This is a genomic window from Serratia sp. K-E0102, from assembly GCF_029962625.1.
In the GTDB taxonomy this organism is placed as follows: Bacteria; Pseudomonadota; Gammaproteobacteria; order Enterobacterales; family Enterobacteriaceae; genus Serratia; species Serratia sarumanii.
Genome location: NZ_CP124754.1, coordinates 876,828 through 893,676, shown reverse-complemented (window position 1 = coordinate 893,676; position 16,849 = coordinate 876,828). Strand labels below are relative to the sequence as shown.

The following is a 16,849-nucleotide window of genomic DNA, read 5'->3' as shown; positions in this document are numbered from 1 at the left end:
GCGATGATTTTATCGAGGGCGTAATGACGTCAGGCTGACGCCCCCCTGACAATTCTGTCAGTTAACCCAGGCCCCGGCTCAGTGTCGGGGTAAGCATTGCCCGCCGCTTTACCCGCTTGCATCGCAAAGGTGAGGCCAAATGTATTGATGCCACCTTCACTACGGGCAAAGACATCCCCTCGGTGCATAATGGCGACGGCACGCACGATCGACAGGCCCAGCCCATGATGGGTATCACTCCTGGCTCGGGAGGTGTCAACGCGATAGAACCGCTCGAAAAGCCGATGTAAGTGTTCTGGTGTTATCGGATCGCCAGGGTTAGAAACCTCAACACAGGCTTGATGGTTTTTTTCGCTTACCCGCACCGTAACCGTGCTATTGAAGGGTGAGTGTCTTGCGCTATTTTCCAGTAAATTAGCCAGTGAACGGTGGAACAGTCGCCGGTCGATGTGCGCGGTGACATCGCCCTCCACATCCAGAGAAAGCTGTTTTTCAGCAAAAGAGGGTTCAACATACTCCGCTGTTTTCAGGGTTTCTTCTCGCAGGGAGACCTGCATAAGCTGAGAAGCATGTTCACCCGCGTGGGCATGGGACAAGAACAGCATGTCGTTAACTATCGACGTCATGCGTTCAAGCTCTTCCAAATTGGAACCTAATAACTCTTCCAGTTCATCTTGCGAACGTCGGCGCGAGAGGCCCAGTTGCGTCTGGCCGATAAGGTTGGTCAACGGTGTACGGAGTTCATGCGCAACATCGGCGTTAAAGCTGTCGAGCTGTCGCCAGGCGATTTCCTGACGCGCTAACACGCCATTAAATGATGATGCCAGTTGCTGCAATTCTTTGGGTAAAGCGCGGGTATTCAGGCGCTGGCCATGGTCCCCGGGTGCGAGATGCCGAGCCTGTTTACTGAGAGCACCAACGGGACGAAGACCGATCCTTGAGACAAGGTATCCCAGTAAGGCGACAATCACTACGCCCAGTGCGGTAATGATCAGCAATGTACGCGTGAACGCATCGAGTGTGCCCATGTACGGCGTGGAGTCGATGGCAACCACAAAACGCAGTTCAGGCCTTTCACCGTTCGCGGGGATGGTGTTCACTAACAGGAACAGCGAGCATGCACCGTCCGATGCGCCGGGCACTTTATTAAAGCCTTCCTGCAAAGACGACCACTGAACCCCCACCGGTGGTGTTCCCCCCATGCTAAAGCGCGGGTTATCACTCACTATCCAGTAGCGAACACGCTCACCTTCAGAATTGGTTAATACAGTGAATTTATTGGCAAGCAGTGACCAACCGTCAGCCGAGACTCGTGCGGTGATCCACGGACTCATTAATGATTCCCGGAACAACAGCTCGTTGTGCATCTGCTTTTGCAAAGAGTCATGCAAGGAGCTTCTGAGCAGGATACCGATAACGGACACAATCAGCAGCGCGGATAAGGCAAACATCAGCGCCAGGTGAACGGAGATGGAACGCTTAAGCATGCTTGCCCCCTTCATTATTCAGACCGGACTTCGAGGACATATCCCATGCCACGAACGGTATGTAACAGTTTGATATCGAAAGGAGTATCAACTTTGGCTCGAAGACGTTTAATGGCAACTTCAACCACGTTGGCATCGCTATCAAAATTCATGTCCCATATCTGCTCCGCAATCATCATCTTTGACAGAATCTCCCCCTGATGTCGGGTCAAAAGGCTCAGCAGGGAAAACTCTTTTGCGGTCAGCTCCAGTCTCGTTCCTGCACGAAAAACCCGGCGAGCCAGTAAGTCGAGATGCAGATCGTGAATTTGCAACTGGGTGATGTCTGCACCGTCCGTCGCGCGGCGACGCACCAGCGCCTGGATGCGCGCCACCAGTTCAATGAGAGAAAAGGGTTTAGGGAGATAATCATCCGCGCCAAGACGAAGTCCTTTGACGCGCTCGTCGACCGATCCCCGCGCAGAAAGCATCAGCACCGGCGTCTGTTTGGCTGCTCGCACCCCCTCAAGAACCCGATAGCCATCCATCCCCGGCAGCATCACATCCAGTATTATCGCGTCGTAGTCGAACTCCAGCGCGTAATGAAGACCTTCGGCACCATCTGCAGAGACATCAACCGTAAATCCGGACTCACTCAACGCACGGTTGAGATAGGTTGACGTTTTTTCTTCATCTTCGACTAACAACAGGCGCATAACGGGACTTCCTCTTAACTTTTCATCGGTGCTTCAACATCTGAATAAACCTGCACGGCATCCGGTAATCGAGAGCATTTTGCCTCTTGATCACCAACAGTAAGCTGACGACTTACTGACAAAAATGTTATTTCCCTGTCACGATGCTGACAGCCCTCCCCTTCTAATCTGAGCCTGCAAATTTGATTCCGCGAGCTTGCTTAAGCAGGCTGATACTCATCGGGAGATGACCATGAAACTCACTCTTATAAGTGCAATACTGCTAACGGCAATGGCTGGAGTTACCACAGTCAATGCGGCTGATTACAAAAAAAACCCATTCACACTGGCCTATGACGGAGCCATCACTGAGAACGTCAAAGGCAAGGTCAACATTCATCCAGTGAAATACGATCTGCATGGCATCCAGATTGCTGCGAATGTCTATACCCCTGCTAACTACGATCCCGCCAAAAAATATCCTGCGGTGGTGGTTGCACATCCTAATGGGGGCGTAAAAGAACAGGTCGCCGGGTTGTATGCCCAGCGTCTCGCCGAACAGGGCTACGTCACGATTACCGCCGATGCGGCTTATCAGGGCGCTAGCGGTGGTGTACCTCGCAGCGTGGATAAACCTGCTAATCGCATTGAGGATATCCACGGCATGGCTGACTACATCAGCCAGTATCCTGGTGTGGATACCGCCCGCCTTGGTCTGCTTGGCATTTGCGGTGGTGGCGGTTATTCACTCGTTGCTGCCGAAACAGACAAACGGTTCAAATCGATAGCAACCATCAGCATGTTTAATTCAGGCCTTGTGCGCCGCAACGGTATGCAGGATTCGCAGCGAGACACTATCCAGCAGCGTCTTCAGCAGGCTTCTGATGCACGTGCTAAGGAAGCAGCCGGAGGCGAAGTGCTTTACTCCGGCGATGCCAACCTGACTGATGAACAGATTGCTAAATTACCTTTTGCCTTATATCGCCAGGGCTACGAGTACTACTGGAAAACTCACGCCCACCCGAACTCCACGTTTAAATACACCACCAGCAGCCTGTTGGATTTAATGAGCTTTGACGTAACGGACCATATCAATCTCATCAATAAACCGCTGCTGATGATTGCCGGTACAAAAGCGGATACGCTCTATATGACTGAAGATGCGTTCGCGAAAGCCACCGGTACGAAGGACAAAGAACTCTTCCTGATCGATGGCGCTACTCATATCGAGACGTATTGGGTGCCTAAATACGTTGATCAGGCAATGCAAAAGTTAGACGTCTTCTTCGATAAAAATATTTAATCCGTTTCTGACGATACCCCGGCCAGCCTGACAGGCTGGCCGTTTCAAGAACTTGAGCAATGCTTATTCAGGTATGCATCTAAGACTAACGAAGTCGGGAAGAAAGATAATTGCGTTCACTGAATAGCCTCTATGAATGAAATTCATAAACCCAACATAGGGAGTGCGTAATGGTTATTTTTTTACCTGAATAGTCAGTGCCATCAAGGCGCTGGCAGCCGTAAAGACCGCAATGATCCAGCCCATTGTCCATGGTGTATCATCGCTGAACAGAGCCAGCAGCAGTGAAGAGATGATGCCACTGCCATATTGCAATGCTCCCATTAATGCCGACGCGGAACCTGCAACATTAGGCACTGCGTCAAGTGCGCAAGCGGTGGATGTTGCCGCGATGATGCCATTCATGGAGAAGAACACGAACACAGCCCCGACAATCAAGAATAATCCACCTACGCCCAGACCGGTTGTGACTGCCAGCACTAATGCCGCAATAGTAGCGATGAATACGGCATTCTTGAGTAGCATTTCCAGGGGATAGCGGTGAACCAGGCGTCTGTTGACCATACTCACCGCCATTAATCCGACAATGTTGATGGCAAATAGCCAACCGTAATGTTGCGGATCAACACCAAAGTACGTGATGTACACAAACGGGGAGCCCGTGATAAAGGCATAGGCCGCGACGTAATAGAAGGTCAGGCACAGAGTAAACCGCATGTATCTGGTGTTGGTTAGCAAGGTAAAGTAGTTTTTAAAGGCTTTGGTTACGGAGGTTTGCGAACGTTTCTCAGCAGGTAATGTCTCCGGCAACCAGAATAAAGACATCAGCATCAATGCTCCGATAATCGCCAGTAACCAGAAAATGGTGTGCCATGAGGTGACTTTAATCATTTGTCCGCCAATTAGGGGACCAGCAATCGGCGCGATAGCCATAATAATCATCAGGGTCGATAACATTTGCGCAGCGCGAGTGCGGCTAAACAAGTCACGTATCATTGCACGAGCCAGCATCGGACCGGTACAGGCACCTAATGCCTGAAAAACACGCCAGAAAATAATTTGCCCGATATCGGTTGATAACGCGCAGCCCATGGAGCCTATAACGAATAACCCCATTCCTATGAACAGTGGCAGACGTCGTCCGAAGCGATCGCTAACTGGCCCCCAAATCAGTTGAGCCAGGCAAAAACCAATCAAGAAACCGGTAATTGTCAACTCTGCATTACCCCGCAAGTCTTTAGCCATAAGGGGCATAGCCGGTAAATAGATATCTGTTGACAAGGACGTTACAGCCATTAATGCACTGAGTGTGATAACAAAAATCATCCCTGACGTTTTCTTTGAGTATTGCAATGCGTTGCTCATGGGGTTCCACATGTATGGTATTCATGTGGAATATATTACAGCCCCGGATGTGAATAATAATGAGCTGCTTAAGGATAGAGTTTATGAGCGCTGCTCATGAATAGCGCCCCCTCACGGCCTGAGGCAAAAGTTGCAGCCTATTGCGGAAAATACGCTCATTAATGAGCGTATTTATCCTGGCCGTTGCTTTTTCATTTTAGGCAGCCCCCTTTCAACACCTCTTCCGAACGCTGCGCAGGTCACATTGGGGTTGTAGAGAGACAGCCCCAATCCATCACTGATATGTGTAAGGTGAGGGATTAGTTTGCCATTACAGACTTGTAAATTATTAAGTCACATGTGTATAGAAATTCAAGACCGAACAGAAGTACGCGCGCGCCGGATTTTACCGGACAACAAACCAATCGATTCATTGTAATTCGAAGCGTTTAGGGATAATCAAGGATGTGGTAGGAAGAGAGGATGGTGCCGATAATAGGAGTCGAACCTACGACCTTCGCATTACGAATGCGCTGCTCTACCAACTGAGCTATATCGGCATCGAACCGGGCCTGCGGGGCAAGCCGGAAGTGCGTTGAACAAGGTAGACCTGCGCGCGAAATGAGTCAATAGCCGCCGGGGTGTTTGGTTGTTTTGCAAGCAGTGATACTGCCGTGCCCCCCAAAAACACTCAGGGCGCAGCACGCTGCGCCCTGACGTATTTACTGCTTCAATCCGGCCTTAGCTGCGCACCAGATCGTCGCCGTAGCCAATCCACTTGTAGGTGGTCAGCGCGTCCAGGCCCATCGGGCCGCGGGCGTGCAGTTTCTGGGTGCTCACCGCCACTTCCGCGCCCAGGCCGAACTGGCCGCCGTCGGTGAAGCGGGTGCTGGCGTTGACGTACACCGCCGAAGAGTCCACCGCGCGCACGAAGTGCTCGGCGCTGCTCAGCGAACGGGTGAGGATCGCGTCGGAGTGGTTGGTGCCGTGGGTGCGGATGTGGTCGATGGCCTGATCGATATCGTCCACCAGCAACACGTTCAGATCCAGCGACAGCCATTCGTCGTCGTAATCCTCCGCGTTCACCGGCACCACCGTCGCCGGGCCGCCCTGCAGCAGCGGCAGCGCGTTTTCCGCCGCGTGGAGCGTCACGCCCGCCGCCGCCATTTTGGCGCTCAGCGCCGGCAGGAACTCGGCGGCGATGCTGCGGTTCACCAGCAGCGTTTCCAGCGAGTTACAGGCGCTCGGGCGCTGGATCTTGGCGTTTTCAATCACCGTCAGCGCCTTGTCGAAGTCGACATCGGCATCCACGTAGGTGTGGCACACACCGATGCCGCCGGTGATCACCGGGATGGTCGATTGCTCGCGGCACAGCTTGTGCAGGCCGGCGCCGCCGCGCGGGATCAGCATGTCGACATAGCGATCCAGGCGCAGCAGCTCGTTCACCAGCGCGCGATCCGGGCTGTCGATCGCCTGTACCGCCGCCGCCGGCAGGCCGCACTGTTCCAGCGCCTGCTGGATCACTTTCACCGTCGCCTGGTTGGTGTTATGCGTCTCTTTACCGCCGCGCAGGATCACCGCGTTGCCGGTTTTCAGGCACAGGCTGGCGACGTCGATGGTGACGTTGGGGCGCGCCTCGTAAATCACGCCGATCACGCCGAGCGGCACCCGACGGCGCTCCAGCTTCAGCCCGCTGTCCAGCAGGTTGCCGTCCAGCACGTGACCGACCGGATCGTTCAGGCGACACACCTGGCGCACGTCGTTGGCGATCGCCGCCAGCCGCGCCGGGGTCAGCAGCAGGCGATCGAGCAGCGCTTCGCTCATGCCGGTGGCGCGCGCCTGCGCCATATCTTGTTCGTTCGCCAGCAGGATCGCTTCGCTGTTGGCCTCCAGCCTGTCGGCCATCACCGACAGCACCTGATTCTTCTTCGCCGTGCTCAGCACCGCCAGCTGCCAGGAGGCCTGCTTGGCGGCCTTCCCCATCTGCTCCAGCATGCTCACTCCTTAACTGACAATCATATCGTCGCGGTGCACTGCCACCGGACCGTATTCATAACCGAGGATTTCGCTGATTTCCTGCGAGTGGTGCCCGGCGATCATGCGCATCGCGTCGCTGTTGTAGCGGCTGACGCCGTGCGCCAGATCGCGCCCCGCCAGGTTGCGGATGCGGATCACTTCGCCGCGCGAGAAGTCGCCCTTCACATCGCGAATGCCCTTCGGCAGCAGCGAACTGCCGCGTGCCATCATCGCTTCCACCGCGCCATCGTCGACGGTGATCTCGCCGGCCGGCGGCGCGCCAAAGATCCAGCGTTTGCGGTTTTCCAGCGGGGTTTCCAGCGCGTGGAAACGGGTGCCCACCGGTTTGCCTTCGATCACGTCCGCCACCACGCCCGGTTTGCTGCCCGCGGCGATCACCACGTCGATGCCGGCGCGGCAGGCCACGTCGGCCGCCTGCAGCTTGGTGCCCATGCCGCCTGTGCCCAGGCCGGAGACGCTGTCGCCGGCGATGGCGCGCAGCGCGTCATCGATGCCGTGCACTTCACGGATCAGTTCGGCCTGCGGGTTGTTGCGCGGATCGGCGGTGTAGAGGCCCTGCTGATCGGTCAGCAGCAGCAGTTTGTCGGCCCCGGCCAGGATGGCCGCCAGCGCCGACAGGTTATCGTTGTCGCCCACCTTGATTTCGGCGGTGGCGACGGCGTCGTTCTCATTGATTACCGGCACGATGCGGTTGTCCAGCAGCGCCGTCATGGTGTCACGCGCGTTGAGGAAGCGCTCGCGGTCTTCCAGATCGGCGCGCGTCAGCAGCATCTGCCCGACGTGGATGCCGTAAATGGAGAACAGCTGTTCCCACAGCTGGATCAGCCGGCTCTGCCCCACCGCTGCCAGCAGCTGCTTGGAAGCGATAGTGGCGGGCAGCTCGGGGTAGCCCAGGTGTTCGCGCCCGGCGGCGATGGCGCCGGAGGTGACAATGACGATGCGGTGGCCCGCGGCGTGTTGCTGCGCGCACTGGCGCACCAATTCGACGATGTGGGCGCGGTTCAGACGCAGCGATCCGCCGGTCAACACGCTGGTGCCCAATTTCACAACCAATGTCTGGCTGCCGTTCATAGTATTTCTGCCGTGTGTAATGATGAGAAGAAGAGTGCAAAGGTCTTTGTAACAGGAGAGACGCGTTATGCCAACAGGCACAACGCGAAATCAGCACAATACGTGGTCAAACGGGGTCAGGCGGAGAGTTTGATCAGTTTTTCTTTGAAATCGTCGGCGGGTTCCAGCCCCAGTTCCATGGTCGCCAGCAGCTCGCCCAGGCGGCGATGGAAGTCGCGCAGGGTGTCTTCCAGCTTGGCGTTCACTTCATCATCCTTAATGTTTTGCGCCGTCCAGTCGCCTTCTTTGTCGAACAGGCCGAATTGGTACGAATAGGTAAAGCGCGCCTCTTCCGCCTGCAGCTCCATCCACCAGCCCCAGAACTCGCGCTTCTCCGGAGCGGGCTTTACATTGACGCAGACGGCCAAACAATCAAAGAAAAAACGGTCGTTTTCACATTGCCCTTCACGCAGGTACGGCCCCAAGCTGGCAAAACGTTTCATTAGTCGGCTTTTAGGGTGACCACTCGGTAACGTCATTCTCTAACCTCCTCAATGTAGACCTCTCTTTTTAACAAACTGTTAAAATTTAGCAACTAATTAACGCATTTTGTCCTTCAGCCAGCCGGACATTTGCAGCAGCGCCCGGTGGAAACTGTCATAAACCGGGGTGCGCGGGATGGCGACCAGCTTGCCGCTCACCGAGGAGGTGACGATCAGCTGCGACTCCTCTTTCGGGCTGAGCGTATCGCGCTCCCAGTAGCCGGAGATCATCGGCGTCGGGCAGCGGCGCCCCAGCAGCCCCTGCATTTTCAGCGAGTAGCTGTTCAGCTCCACCTTCAGCACGTTGTCGGAGGCGTTGGCCATGCCCATGCGGCTGGCCAGCACGTCCATATACATGTCCGGTACGTTCAGTTGGGTGCTGCTGTCGCACAGCAGGCGATGCACCACCGGCCCCAGGCAGGCTACGCCGCGCAGCCGCTGCGGCTCCAGGTAGGCCAACCGCACCGCCACGTTGGCGCCGAAGCGGAAGCCGAAGGCGCTCACCCGCTGATGATCCACCCACGGCACCGAGGCCAGCTGGATCAGCACCTGCTGGTGCAGGTAGCTGGAATCCTGCGTCAGCTTCCATTTGCAGGAGGAGCCGATCGACGGCATGTCGAGCGTCAGCATGGCGATGCCGTGCGGCGCCAGGTAGTCGCGGAACAGGCGATGATAGTCGGTCTGCAGCGTATCGAGGCTGCCGCACATCAGCACCGTCGGGAACGGCGCTTCGCCCTTCTCCGGCATGTGCAGGAAGCCGGTGACGCTGGCGCCGCCTTCGATGCGGAACTCCAGCTCTTTCAACTGATACGGCAGCAGTAGCGCCGCCTCTTCGTACGCGCGGTTGGCGAGCATCTCCGCCTGTTCGGCCAGCTCGTCGCCCTTCAGGTGCGGGTAACCGGCGATGCTGTACAGGCTCGCGGCCTTCAGCCAGTATTGGCCGCCGAGCAGCGGATCCTGCTGCTCCGTCGCCCGCTGCTGCCACTGCATGCCCTGATGGATCCACTCGTAGATCCAGTTGCCGTTGCGGTAGCCCACCACGGTATCCAGCCGCTGCGGATTGCTGCGTTCGGCGTCGGAGGCGGCGATGCGCGCCAGCACTTCGTGGATTTCGATCGGGCTGACGCCACGCCAGGCCCACAGCAGCGGATTCAGCATGCGGTACCAGCTGCCGGTGGTGTCGCCTTCCAATGCGGAATGCATGGCGGCGCTCACTTTGTTGCGCGCGCGCAGCACCAGCGTCGAGGTTTCAGGGTGTTTGAATTTGGGCTTGAAAAGAATTTCAGAAAGGTTGGCCTGTGCCATGGTAACAACAGCCTCCGTAAATCTGGCGATAGGCCGCAAAAGGCCTACTTAACTGGAGGTAGTGTACCTAACTCTGGCGGGATAAACCAAAATAACGCAAACGCCCGGCATAACCGGGCGTTTGCTTGGAACTGGCTGGGCTTAGCGGCCGCCGATAGGAGGAACGAAGCTGACGCCCATATCCCACGGCTGTTCGATCCAGGTGTCCTGCGGGATGTCGACCACGTAGTCGTCCACCAGCGGACGGCCCGCCGGTTTGGCGAAGATGGTGACGAAATGCGCTTTCGGGTACATATCGCGGATCGCTTTCGCGGTGCCGCCGGTATCCACCAAATCATCCACCACGATGAAGCCTTCACCGTCGCCTTCGGCGCGCTTGAGCACTTTCATTTCGCGTTGGTTGTCATGGTCGTAGCTGGAAATGCAGACGGTATCCACATGACGGATACCCAGTTCGCGCGCCAGCAGAGCCGCCGGCACCAGGCCGCCGCGGCTTACGGCAATGATGCCCGTCCATTTGTCGGCAGGCAGCAGGCGGTGCGCCAGCTTGCGTGCGTGCATTTGCAGCATATCCCAGGTAACAACGTATTTTTCGCTCATAGAATCGTGTCCCAGCCGGCTGGTGAAGCGGCTTACTTTATAGTTCAGGGGAAAAAAGGTTGCGCGAGATTATAGAGACTGGCCGCGTTGAATTCCAGTTGTACCGAGGAAAACCTCGCGATTTCCGCCGCGCGGCTTTTCGGTGATTGATGCTGAAAAAGCGAACGTTCCCGCAGCGAAGCCGTGTGATCAAGCGCTTAAACCGCACAATACGGTGCGCGCACCGCCGGAAATAAAGTGATATTCTCTGGTGATCGTGCCACGACGCACAGATACCCGCTCACCTTAACCGCGCGGCACGCCCGTCCTGTCGGAGCCTGCCGTCACAGGAGACTTATAGTGTCTGAATTGTCTCAGCTTTCGCCACAGCCGCTGTGGGATATTTTCGCCAAGATCTGTTCTATCCCGCACCCTTCTTATCATGAAGAAGCGCTGGCGCAGCACATCCTCACCTGGGCCAAAGAAAAGAACCTGCACGCCGAGCGCGATCGGGTCGGCAATATCCTGCTGCGCAAGCCGGCCACCAAAGGCATGGAAAATCGCAAGCCGGTCGCGCTGCAGGCGCACCTGGACATGGTGCCGCAAAAGAATAACGACACCGTGCACGACTTTGCCAAGGATCCGATCCAGCCTTATATCGCCGGCGAGTGGGTGAAAGCGCGCGGCACCACGCTGGGCGCCGACAACGGCATCGGCATGGCCTCCGCCCTGGCGGTGCTGGCCGACGACAGCGTTGAGCACGGCCCGCTGGAAGTGCTGCTGACCATGACCGAAGAGGCCGGCATGGACGGCGCCTTCGGGCTGCAGCCGAACTGGCTGCAGGCGGATATCCTGATCAATACCGACTCCGAAGAAGAAGGCGAAATCTACATGGGTTGCGCCGGCGGTATCGACTTCATCACTACCCTGCCGCTGCAGCGCGAAGCGGTGCCGGCCGGTTATCAAACCCTGAAGCTGACCCTCAAGGGCCTGAAAGGCGGCCACTCCGGCGCCGAGATCCACGTCGGTCTGGGCAACGCCAACAAGCTGCTGGCGCGCTTCCTGTTCGCCCATGCGGCGGCGCTGAACCTGCGCGTGCTGGATCTGAACGGCGGCACCCTGCGCAACGCCATCCCGCGTGAAGCCTCTGCGGTGGTTGCGGTGCCGGCGGACAAGGCCGACGCGCTGAAAGCGCTGAGCCAGGAGTTCCTGGCCGTGCTGCAGAACGAACTCTCCGCCAAAGAGAAGAACATCACCGTGCTGCTGGAGCCGACCACCAGCGCTTCGCAGGCGCTGAGCGCCGACAGCCAGCAGCGCTTCCTGGCGCTGCTGAACGGTACGCCGAACGGCGTGATCCGCATGAGCGACGCGGTAAAAGGCGTGGTGGAAACCTCGCTGAACGTCGGCGTGGTCACCACCAGCGAAAACGAAGCGGAAATCATCTGCCTGATCCGTTCCCTTATCGACAGCGGCAAAGACTACGTGGTCGAGATGCTGACCGCGCTGGGCCAGCTGGCCGGCGCCAAGGTGGCGCCGAAGGGCGGCTACCCGGGCTGGCAGCCGGACGCCGACTCGCCGGTGATGCACCTGGTGCGCGAGCTGTATCAGGAGCTGTTCGACAAGACGCCGAACATCATGGTGATCCACGCCGGCCTGGAATGCGGTCTGTTCAAAAAACCGTATCCAAACATGGACATGGTATCGATCGGGCCAACCATCACCGGCCCGCACTCGCCGGATGAGCAAGTGCATATCGAAAGCGTCGGTCTGTACTGGAAGCTGCTGACCTCGCTGCTGAAAGCGATCCCTGAGCGCGCATAAGCCGCGCGCTTAACGCAAAAAGCCGGCGACTTGCCGGCTTTTTTATTCCCAAGGCAGCGCCAGCTGCCGCTCCAACTGCGGATCGAGCAGCGTCACGTGCAGCCCCACCAGCCGCACGCCGCGCCCTTCGCGCCGCTCGCGCCACGCCTGCCGCGCCACCTCCAGCAAATCCTGCCGGTTCAGCACCGGGAACACGTGCTCCTGGGTGGTTTGCTGAAAATCCTGAAACTTCAGCTTCACGCCCTGCCGGGCGATGTGCAGATCCGGCTTCACCTTGCGCAGCCGCATCTCCAGCTCGGGATAGAGTTTGTCGATAATCAGCGTTTCGCAATCTTCCCAGTCGTGAATGTCTTCCGCCAGCGTGCGCTCCACCCCCACCGATTTGCGCAGCCGCTCAGGAGAGATTTCGCGCCGATCGATGCCCTGACACCGCTCCCACAGCACCCGGCCGAACTTGCCGAAGCGCTTGAGCAGCTGCGCCAAATCGTATTGCTGCACGTCGGCGCAGGTGATAAGCCCCACCTCTTCCAGGCGCTTGGCGGTCACCTTGCCGACGCCGGGGATCTTGCTGAGCGGCAGCTGTTGCAAAAACGCCGGCACCTGCGCCGGCGTGATCACGTACTGCCCGTTCGGCTTGTTCATCTCGGAGGCGATTTTGGCGAGAAACTTGATAGGCGCGACGCCGGCCGACGCGGTGAGGTTCAGCTCGTCGGCGATCGCCTGGCGGATCTCCTGGGCGATCAGCGTCGCCGAACCGTTGCATTGCGGGCTGTCGGTCACGTCGAGGTAGGCCTCGTCGAGCGACAGCGGCTCGATCAGCGGGGTATAGCGGGCGAAGATTTCACGGATATGCAGCGAGGCCTCTTTGTAAGCCGCTATGCGCCCCGGCAGCAGGGTGAGGTGCGGGCACAGCTTGAGCGCCATCGCCGTGGACATGGCGCTGTGCACGCCGTAGCGCCGCGCCGGATAGTTGGCGGTGCTGATCACCCCGCGCCGATCGGCGCTGCCGCCAATCGCCAGCGGGATATCGCGCAGGCTGGGATCGTCGCGCATTTCCACCGCCGCGAAGAAACAGTCCATATCGACATGAATGATTTTACGCATCGCACCCTCCAGTAACACTGTATAAGTATACAGTCAGATACCGAAAGCTCAAGGCCGCAGGGTTCGACGAAAGCGCCGTTTCCGCCAGATATTTCCGCGTTGTTAAAAAAGCTTAATTTTTCAATAGTATGATTTCCGCCATCCCGTGCGGCTCACCACAACAACAACGAAAAGGTACCCTACATGATCAGATTTTCTCATTTGCTGCTGGCTTCCGCGCTGTCGCTGAGCGCGCTGGCGGCCAGCGCCGCCGCCGGTCACGCGCCGGCGATCGTCGCCCACCGCGGCGGCACCGCCGATGCGCCGGAAAACACCCGCATCGCCATCGAAACCGCGTTGAAAAACGGCGCCGACGCCATCTGGATCACCCTGCAAGAATCCAAAGACGGCGTCATCGTGCTGTATCGCCCTTCGGATCTGAAAACGTTGACCAATCGACAGGGCCCGGTCTCTGCCTATACCGCCGCGCAGCTGGCCGAGATCGACGCCGGCTGGGCTTTCGCCAAGGGGGATGCGCACCCGTTCCGCGGCCAGGGCCTCGGCATTCCGCGGCTGGATGAGGTGTTGAAGGCCTTTCCGCGCGTGACTTTCTATCTGGACATCAAATCCCCGGACGCCGATCCGGCGCAGTTTGGCCGGGCGCTGCTGGCGACGCTGGAAAGCACCGACAGCCTGAACCGCATCCGCGTCTACTCCACCGACGCCAAATACCTGCAGGCGCTGCCGCCGGCCATCCCGCGCTTCGAAAGCCGCGACGAGACCCGCACGCTGCTGGCCAACGTCACCATGGCGCACCAGTGCGATGTCAAACCGGACAACCGCCAGCCGCGCTGGTACGGGCTGGAGCTGAAGCGCGAGGTGGAAGTGGTGGAGAAATATACCCTCGGCGAAGGACGTTCGAAGGCATTTCTCACCTGGGATAAAGAGTCGATGGACTGTTTCCGCTCGCAGGGCCCGGCGCACATCATCCTGTTCGGCGTCAACTCGCCGCAGGATTATCAGCAGGCGCTGGCGCTGGGCGCCGACGGCGTGATGGTCAACTCACCGGCCGAGGCAAAAAGCTTCCGCAAGGCGAAGTAAAAAACCCGGCCAAGGCCGGGTTTTCGCTACAGCTACAGAATGCGGTGCTTGTCCAGCTGCTCGCGCCGCTGTGCCGCTTTGGCTTCGCGCTTTTTGCGCGCATCGCAAGGCTCCGGGCAGTCGCAGACTTTCTCCATCCCCAATGCGGTGATGCCGCCGCAGCTGCCCTGCAGGCTTTTGCGTTTGAACACGTAACCCAACGACATCCCGCCGACGATCAGCAGGAACAACACGAAGGTGGCGGCGAATACCGTCAACATAGCAACCTCACGAACGCTTTTTCAGGTAGGGTTTGAACGCATCGGAATAGCGCTCCTCAAACCCGTCGGCGGTTTTCACGATCATGAACACCGGAATGCCGAGCAGATTGGCCAACGCCATGCCGCGCTCCGGCCCCATCACGTTCAGGCCGGTGGACAGGCCGTCGGCGGTCATGCAGGCCGGGCTCAGCACGGTGATCGACACCAAACGGTGGTTGATCGGCCGGCCGGTGATCGGATCGATGGTATGCGAATAGCGCACCCCGTCCTGCTCGAAGTAGTTGCGATAGTCACCCGAGGTGGCGATCGACATCTCACCCGGCTGGATCACCAGCTGCGCCTGCTGCTGCGTACCGGCGGTCGGGCGCTCGATGGCGATGCGCCACGGCTTTTGCTCGCCATTGCGCCCGCGGGTGCGGACTTCGCCGCCGATATCCACCATGTAGTCTTTCACGTGTTGCGATTGCAGATACTCCGCCACCACGTCCACGCCGTACCCTTTGGCGATCGACGACAGGTCGACATACAGCTCGGGGATGCTTTTCACCAGCGCGCTGCCCTGCACCGACAGTTTTTCGGCGCCGGTCCAGGCGCGGCGGTGCGCCAGCTCCGTCTCGCTCGGCACTTTATCCGGCCGCCCTTCCGGGCCGAAGCCCCACAGGTTGACCAGCGGCCCGACGGTCACGTCCAGCGCGCCATCGGTCACGCGGTTGATGCGCAGCGCTTCGCGCACCACCTTGGCGGTCGCCGGCGAAACCGGGAACGGCCGGTCAATATCGCGGCTGGCGTTGAAGCGGCTCAGCTCGGAGTCCGGCCGGTAGGTGGACATCTGGTCGTTCACCTGTTCCAGCCTTTTGTCGATCTCCCCCTGCAACTCGCGCGCCGACGGCGTATCGTCGCCGGCCACGTAACGGATCGAATACGAGGTGCCCATGGTTTTACCCGTCAGATCCACCTGTTCCGGCCCGCAGCCGGTCAGCAGCAGGGTGGCGCTCAGCGCCACGCCCGTCAGCCAGTTCTTCATCGCCAATGCGCGCATTTAGCCACCAAAGTCATCCAGCATGATGTTCTCGTCTTCGACGCCCAGATCTTTGAGCATCTTGATCACCGCGGCGTTCATCATCGGCGGCCCGCACATGTAAAACTCGCAGTCCTCCGGCGCCGGGTGATTCCTCAGATAGTTCTCCAGCAGAACATTATGGATAAAGCCGGTGTAGCCGGTCCAGTTATCTTCCGGCTGCGGATCCGACAGCGCCACGTGCCAGGTGAAGTTGTCGTTCTCCGCCTGCAGCTGGTTGAAGTCGTCTTCATAGAACATCTCGCGCAGCGAACGCGCGCCGTACCAGAAGGTGATCTTGCGCTTCGAGTTCAGGCGTTTAAGCTGATCGAAGATGTGCGAACGCATCGGCGCCATGCCCGCGCCGCCGCCGATGAAGATCATTTCGGCGTCGGTCTCCTTGGCGAAGAATTCGCCGAACGGCCCGGAGATGGTCACCTTGTCACCCGGCTTCAGCGACCAGATATAGGAAGACATGATGCCCGGCGGCACGTCCGGGTTGTTCGGCGGCGGCGTGGCGATACGCACGTTGAGCATGATGATGCCCTTCTCTTCCGGGTAGTTGGCCATCGAGTAGGCGCGCACCGTGGTGTCGTTCACCGTCGAGCGGTAGCGGAACAGGTTGAACTTGTCCCAGTCGCCGCGATACTCCTGCGGCACGTCGAAGTCGGCGTAGCTGATGTCGTGCGCCGGGGCTTCGATCTGGATGAAGCCGCCCGCGCGGAACGGCACGTCTTCGCCATCGGGGATCTTCAGCTTCAGCTCTTTGATAAAGGTGGCTTTGTTATCGTTGGAGATAACCTCGCACTCCCATTTCTTCACGCCGAAGATCTCTTCCGGCAGCTCGATCTTCAGGTTCTGCTTCACGTTCACCTGGCACGCCAGGCGGCAACCCTCTTTCGCTTCGCGCTTGTTGATGTGCGAGAGCTCGGTCGGCAGGATATCGCCGCCGCCCTCTTTGATCACCACCCGGCACTGGCCGCAGGAACCGCCGCCGCCGCAGGCCGAGGAGACGAAGATCCCCTGGCTGGAGAGCACGTTGAGCAGCTTGTCGCCCGCCGGCGCATGGAAGCTCTTATCCAGATCGCCGTTGATCTCCACCGCGATGTCGCCGGTGTTCACCAGCTTCGATTTGGCGAACAGGATCAGCAACACCAGCACCATCACGATGGTGGTGAACATTGCTACGCCTAAAATAATTTCCAT

Annotated in this window: 15 protein-coding genes and 1 tRNA gene; 3 read left to right on the top strand and 13 right to left on the bottom strand. The window is 58.5% G+C overall.

Annotated features, from left to right (window positions below; translation table 11 throughout):
* Positions 1-29 precede the first annotated feature (29 nt).
* Complete coding sequence (locus tag SSARUM2_RS04095; RefSeq protein ID WP_060452761.1) at positions 30-1,487, bottom strand: heavy metal sensor histidine kinase; 1,458 nt, start codon at positions 1,485-1,487, stop codon at positions 30-32.
* Positions 1,488-1,501: 14 nt separating this feature from the next.
* A complete protein-coding gene (locus tag SSARUM2_RS04090; protein WP_120150927.1) occupies positions 1,502-2,182 on the bottom strand; it encodes a heavy metal response regulator transcription factor in 681 nt (226 codons plus the stop codon).
* 232 nt (positions 2,183-2,414) lie between these two features.
* On the opposite strand from SSARUM2_RS04090, the gene SSARUM2_RS04085 reads away from it, so the two are divergent.
* Positions 2,415-3,464, top strand: a complete 1,050-nt coding sequence (locus tag SSARUM2_RS04085) for an alpha/beta hydrolase (protein WP_060452687.1) — start codon at positions 2,415-2,417, stop codon at positions 3,462-3,464.
* Positions 3,465-3,638: 174 nt separating this feature from the next.
* Here the strand turns inward: SSARUM2_RS04085 and SSARUM2_RS04080 are convergent, their stop codons facing one another.
* The 7 genes from SSARUM2_RS04080 to gpt all read right to left on the bottom strand — a co-directional run bounded on the left by SSARUM2_RS04080 (position 3,639) and on the right by gpt (position 10,342).
* Positions 3,639-4,829: a multidrug effflux MFS transporter gene (locus tag SSARUM2_RS04080; protein WP_120151015.1), complete on the bottom strand. Its 1,191-nt coding sequence runs from the start codon at positions 4,827-4,829 to the stop codon at positions 3,639-3,641.
* A gap of 463 nt (positions 4,830-5,292) precedes the next feature.
* Positions 5,293-5,368: transfer RNA gene (locus tag SSARUM2_RS04075), tRNA-Thr, on the bottom strand.
* Between the two features lie 181 nt (positions 5,369-5,549).
* Complete coding sequence (gene proA / locus SSARUM2_RS04070) at positions 5,550-6,803, bottom strand: glutamate-5-semialdehyde dehydrogenase (RefSeq protein WP_015376739.1); 1,254 nt, start codon at positions 6,801-6,803, stop codon at positions 5,550-5,552.
* Between the two features lie 9 nt (positions 6,804-6,812).
* A complete protein-coding gene (proB, locus tag SSARUM2_RS04065) occupies positions 6,813-7,916 on the bottom strand; it encodes a glutamate 5-kinase (RefSeq protein ID WP_033637217.1) in 1,104 nt (367 codons plus the stop codon).
* A 116-nt stretch (positions 7,917-8,032) separates the two neighbouring features.
* Positions 8,033-8,434, bottom strand: coding sequence for a sigma factor-binding protein Crl (crl, locus tag SSARUM2_RS04060; RefSeq protein WP_004930258.1), 402 nt, complete (start codon positions 8,432-8,434; stop codon positions 8,033-8,035).
* 60 nt (positions 8,435-8,494) lie between these two features.
* Positions 8,495-9,742: an esterase FrsA gene (gene frsA / locus SSARUM2_RS04055; protein WP_033653332.1), complete on the bottom strand. Its 1,248-nt coding sequence runs from the start codon at positions 9,740-9,742 to the stop codon at positions 8,495-8,497.
* A 141-nt stretch (positions 9,743-9,883) separates the two neighbouring features.
* Positions 9,884-10,342, bottom strand: coding sequence for a xanthine phosphoribosyltransferase (gene gpt / locus SSARUM2_RS04050; RefSeq protein ID WP_033637215.1), 459 nt, complete (start codon positions 10,340-10,342; stop codon positions 9,884-9,886).
* 339 nt (positions 10,343-10,681) lie between these two features.
* Here gpt and pepD point away from each other — a divergent pair, with 339 nt between their 5' ends.
* Entirely contained in the window at positions 10,682-12,142 is a 1,461-nt protein-coding gene (pepD, locus tag SSARUM2_RS04045; RefSeq protein WP_033649935.1) for a beta-Ala-His dipeptidase, read from the top strand.
* A gap of 42 nt (positions 12,143-12,184) precedes the next feature.
* Here pepD and dinB read toward each other — a convergent pair whose 3' ends face one another.
* The gene (gene dinB / locus SSARUM2_RS04040; protein ID WP_033653334.1) at positions 12,185-13,246 is read right to left on the bottom strand and encodes a DNA polymerase IV; all 1,062 of its coding nucleotides are present in this window, start codon (positions 13,244-13,246) and stop codon (positions 12,185-12,187) included.
* A 183-nt stretch (positions 13,247-13,429) separates the two neighbouring features.
* On the opposite strand from dinB, the gene SSARUM2_RS04035 reads away from it, so the two are divergent.
* Positions 13,430-14,326: a glycerophosphodiester phosphodiesterase family protein gene (locus SSARUM2_RS04035; protein WP_041033490.1), complete on the top strand. Its 897-nt coding sequence runs from the start codon at positions 13,430-13,432 to the stop codon at positions 14,324-14,326.
* Positions 14,327-14,358: 32 nt separating this feature from the next.
* Here the strand turns inward: SSARUM2_RS04035 and nqrM are convergent, their stop codons facing one another.
* The 3 genes from nqrM to nqrF are packed head-to-tail and all read right to left on the bottom strand — an operon-like array spanning position 14,359 to position 16,849.
* Complete coding sequence (gene nqrM / locus SSARUM2_RS04030) at positions 14,359-14,586, bottom strand: (Na+)-NQR maturation NqrM (RefSeq protein ID WP_004930244.1); 228 nt, start codon at positions 14,584-14,586, stop codon at positions 14,359-14,361.
* Between the two features lie 7 nt (positions 14,587-14,593).
* Complete coding sequence (locus SSARUM2_RS04025) at positions 14,594-15,625, bottom strand: FAD:protein FMN transferase (RefSeq protein WP_060452686.1); 1,032 nt, start codon at positions 15,623-15,625, stop codon at positions 14,594-14,596.
* Positions 15,626-16,849: an NADH:ubiquinone reductase (Na(+)-transporting) subunit F gene (gene nqrF / locus SSARUM2_RS04020; RefSeq protein WP_039567058.1), complete on the bottom strand. Its 1,224-nt coding sequence runs from the start codon at positions 16,847-16,849 to the stop codon at positions 15,626-15,628.

Coding starts and splice junctions, on each gene's coding strand:
- nqrF (WP_039567058.1), bottom strand. CDS start 16,849: ATGGAAATTATTTTAGGCGTAGCAATGTTCACCACCATCGTGATGGTG.
- dinB (WP_033653334.1), bottom strand. CDS start 13,246: ATGCGTAAAATCATTCATGTCGATATGGACTGTTTCTTCGCGGCGGTG.
- SSARUM2_RS04095 (WP_060452761.1), bottom strand. CDS start 1,487: ATGCTTAAGCGTTCCATCTCCGTTCACCTGGCGCTGATGTTTGCCTTA.
- proA (WP_015376739.1), bottom strand. CDS start 6,803: ATGCTGGAGCAGATGGGGAAGGCCGCCAAGCAGGCCTCCTGGCAGCTG.
- SSARUM2_RS04025 (WP_060452686.1), bottom strand. CDS start 15,625: ATGCGCGCATTGGCGATGAAGAACTGGCTGACGGGCGTGGCGCTGAGC.
- SSARUM2_RS04080 (WP_120151015.1), bottom strand. CDS start 4,829: ATGAGCAACGCATTGCAATACTCAAAGAAAACGTCAGGGATGATTTTT.
- SSARUM2_RS04035 (WP_041033490.1), top strand. CDS start 13,430: ATGATCAGATTTTCTCATTTGCTGCTGGCTTCCGCGCTGTCGCTGAGC.
- crl (WP_004930258.1), bottom strand. CDS start 8,434: ATGACGTTACCGAGTGGTCACCCTAAAAGCCGACTAATGAAACGTTTT.
- nqrM (WP_004930244.1), bottom strand. CDS start 14,586: ATGTTGACGGTATTCGCCGCCACCTTCGTGTTGTTCCTGCTGATCGTC.
- gpt (WP_033637215.1), bottom strand. CDS start 10,342: ATGAGCGAAAAATACGTTGTTACCTGGGATATGCTGCAAATGCACGCA.
- SSARUM2_RS04090 (WP_120150927.1), bottom strand. CDS start 2,182: ATGCGCCTGTTGTTAGTCGAAGATGAAGAAAAAACGTCAACCTATCTC.
- SSARUM2_RS04085 (WP_060452687.1), top strand. CDS start 2,415: ATGAAACTCACTCTTATAAGTGCAATACTGCTAACGGCAATGGCTGGA.
- proB (WP_033637217.1), bottom strand. CDS start 7,916: ATGAACGGCAGCCAGACATTGGTTGTGAAATTGGGCACCAGCGTGTTG.
- frsA (WP_033653332.1), bottom strand. CDS start 9,742: ATGGCACAGGCCAACCTTTCTGAAATTCTTTTCAAGCCCAAATTCAAA.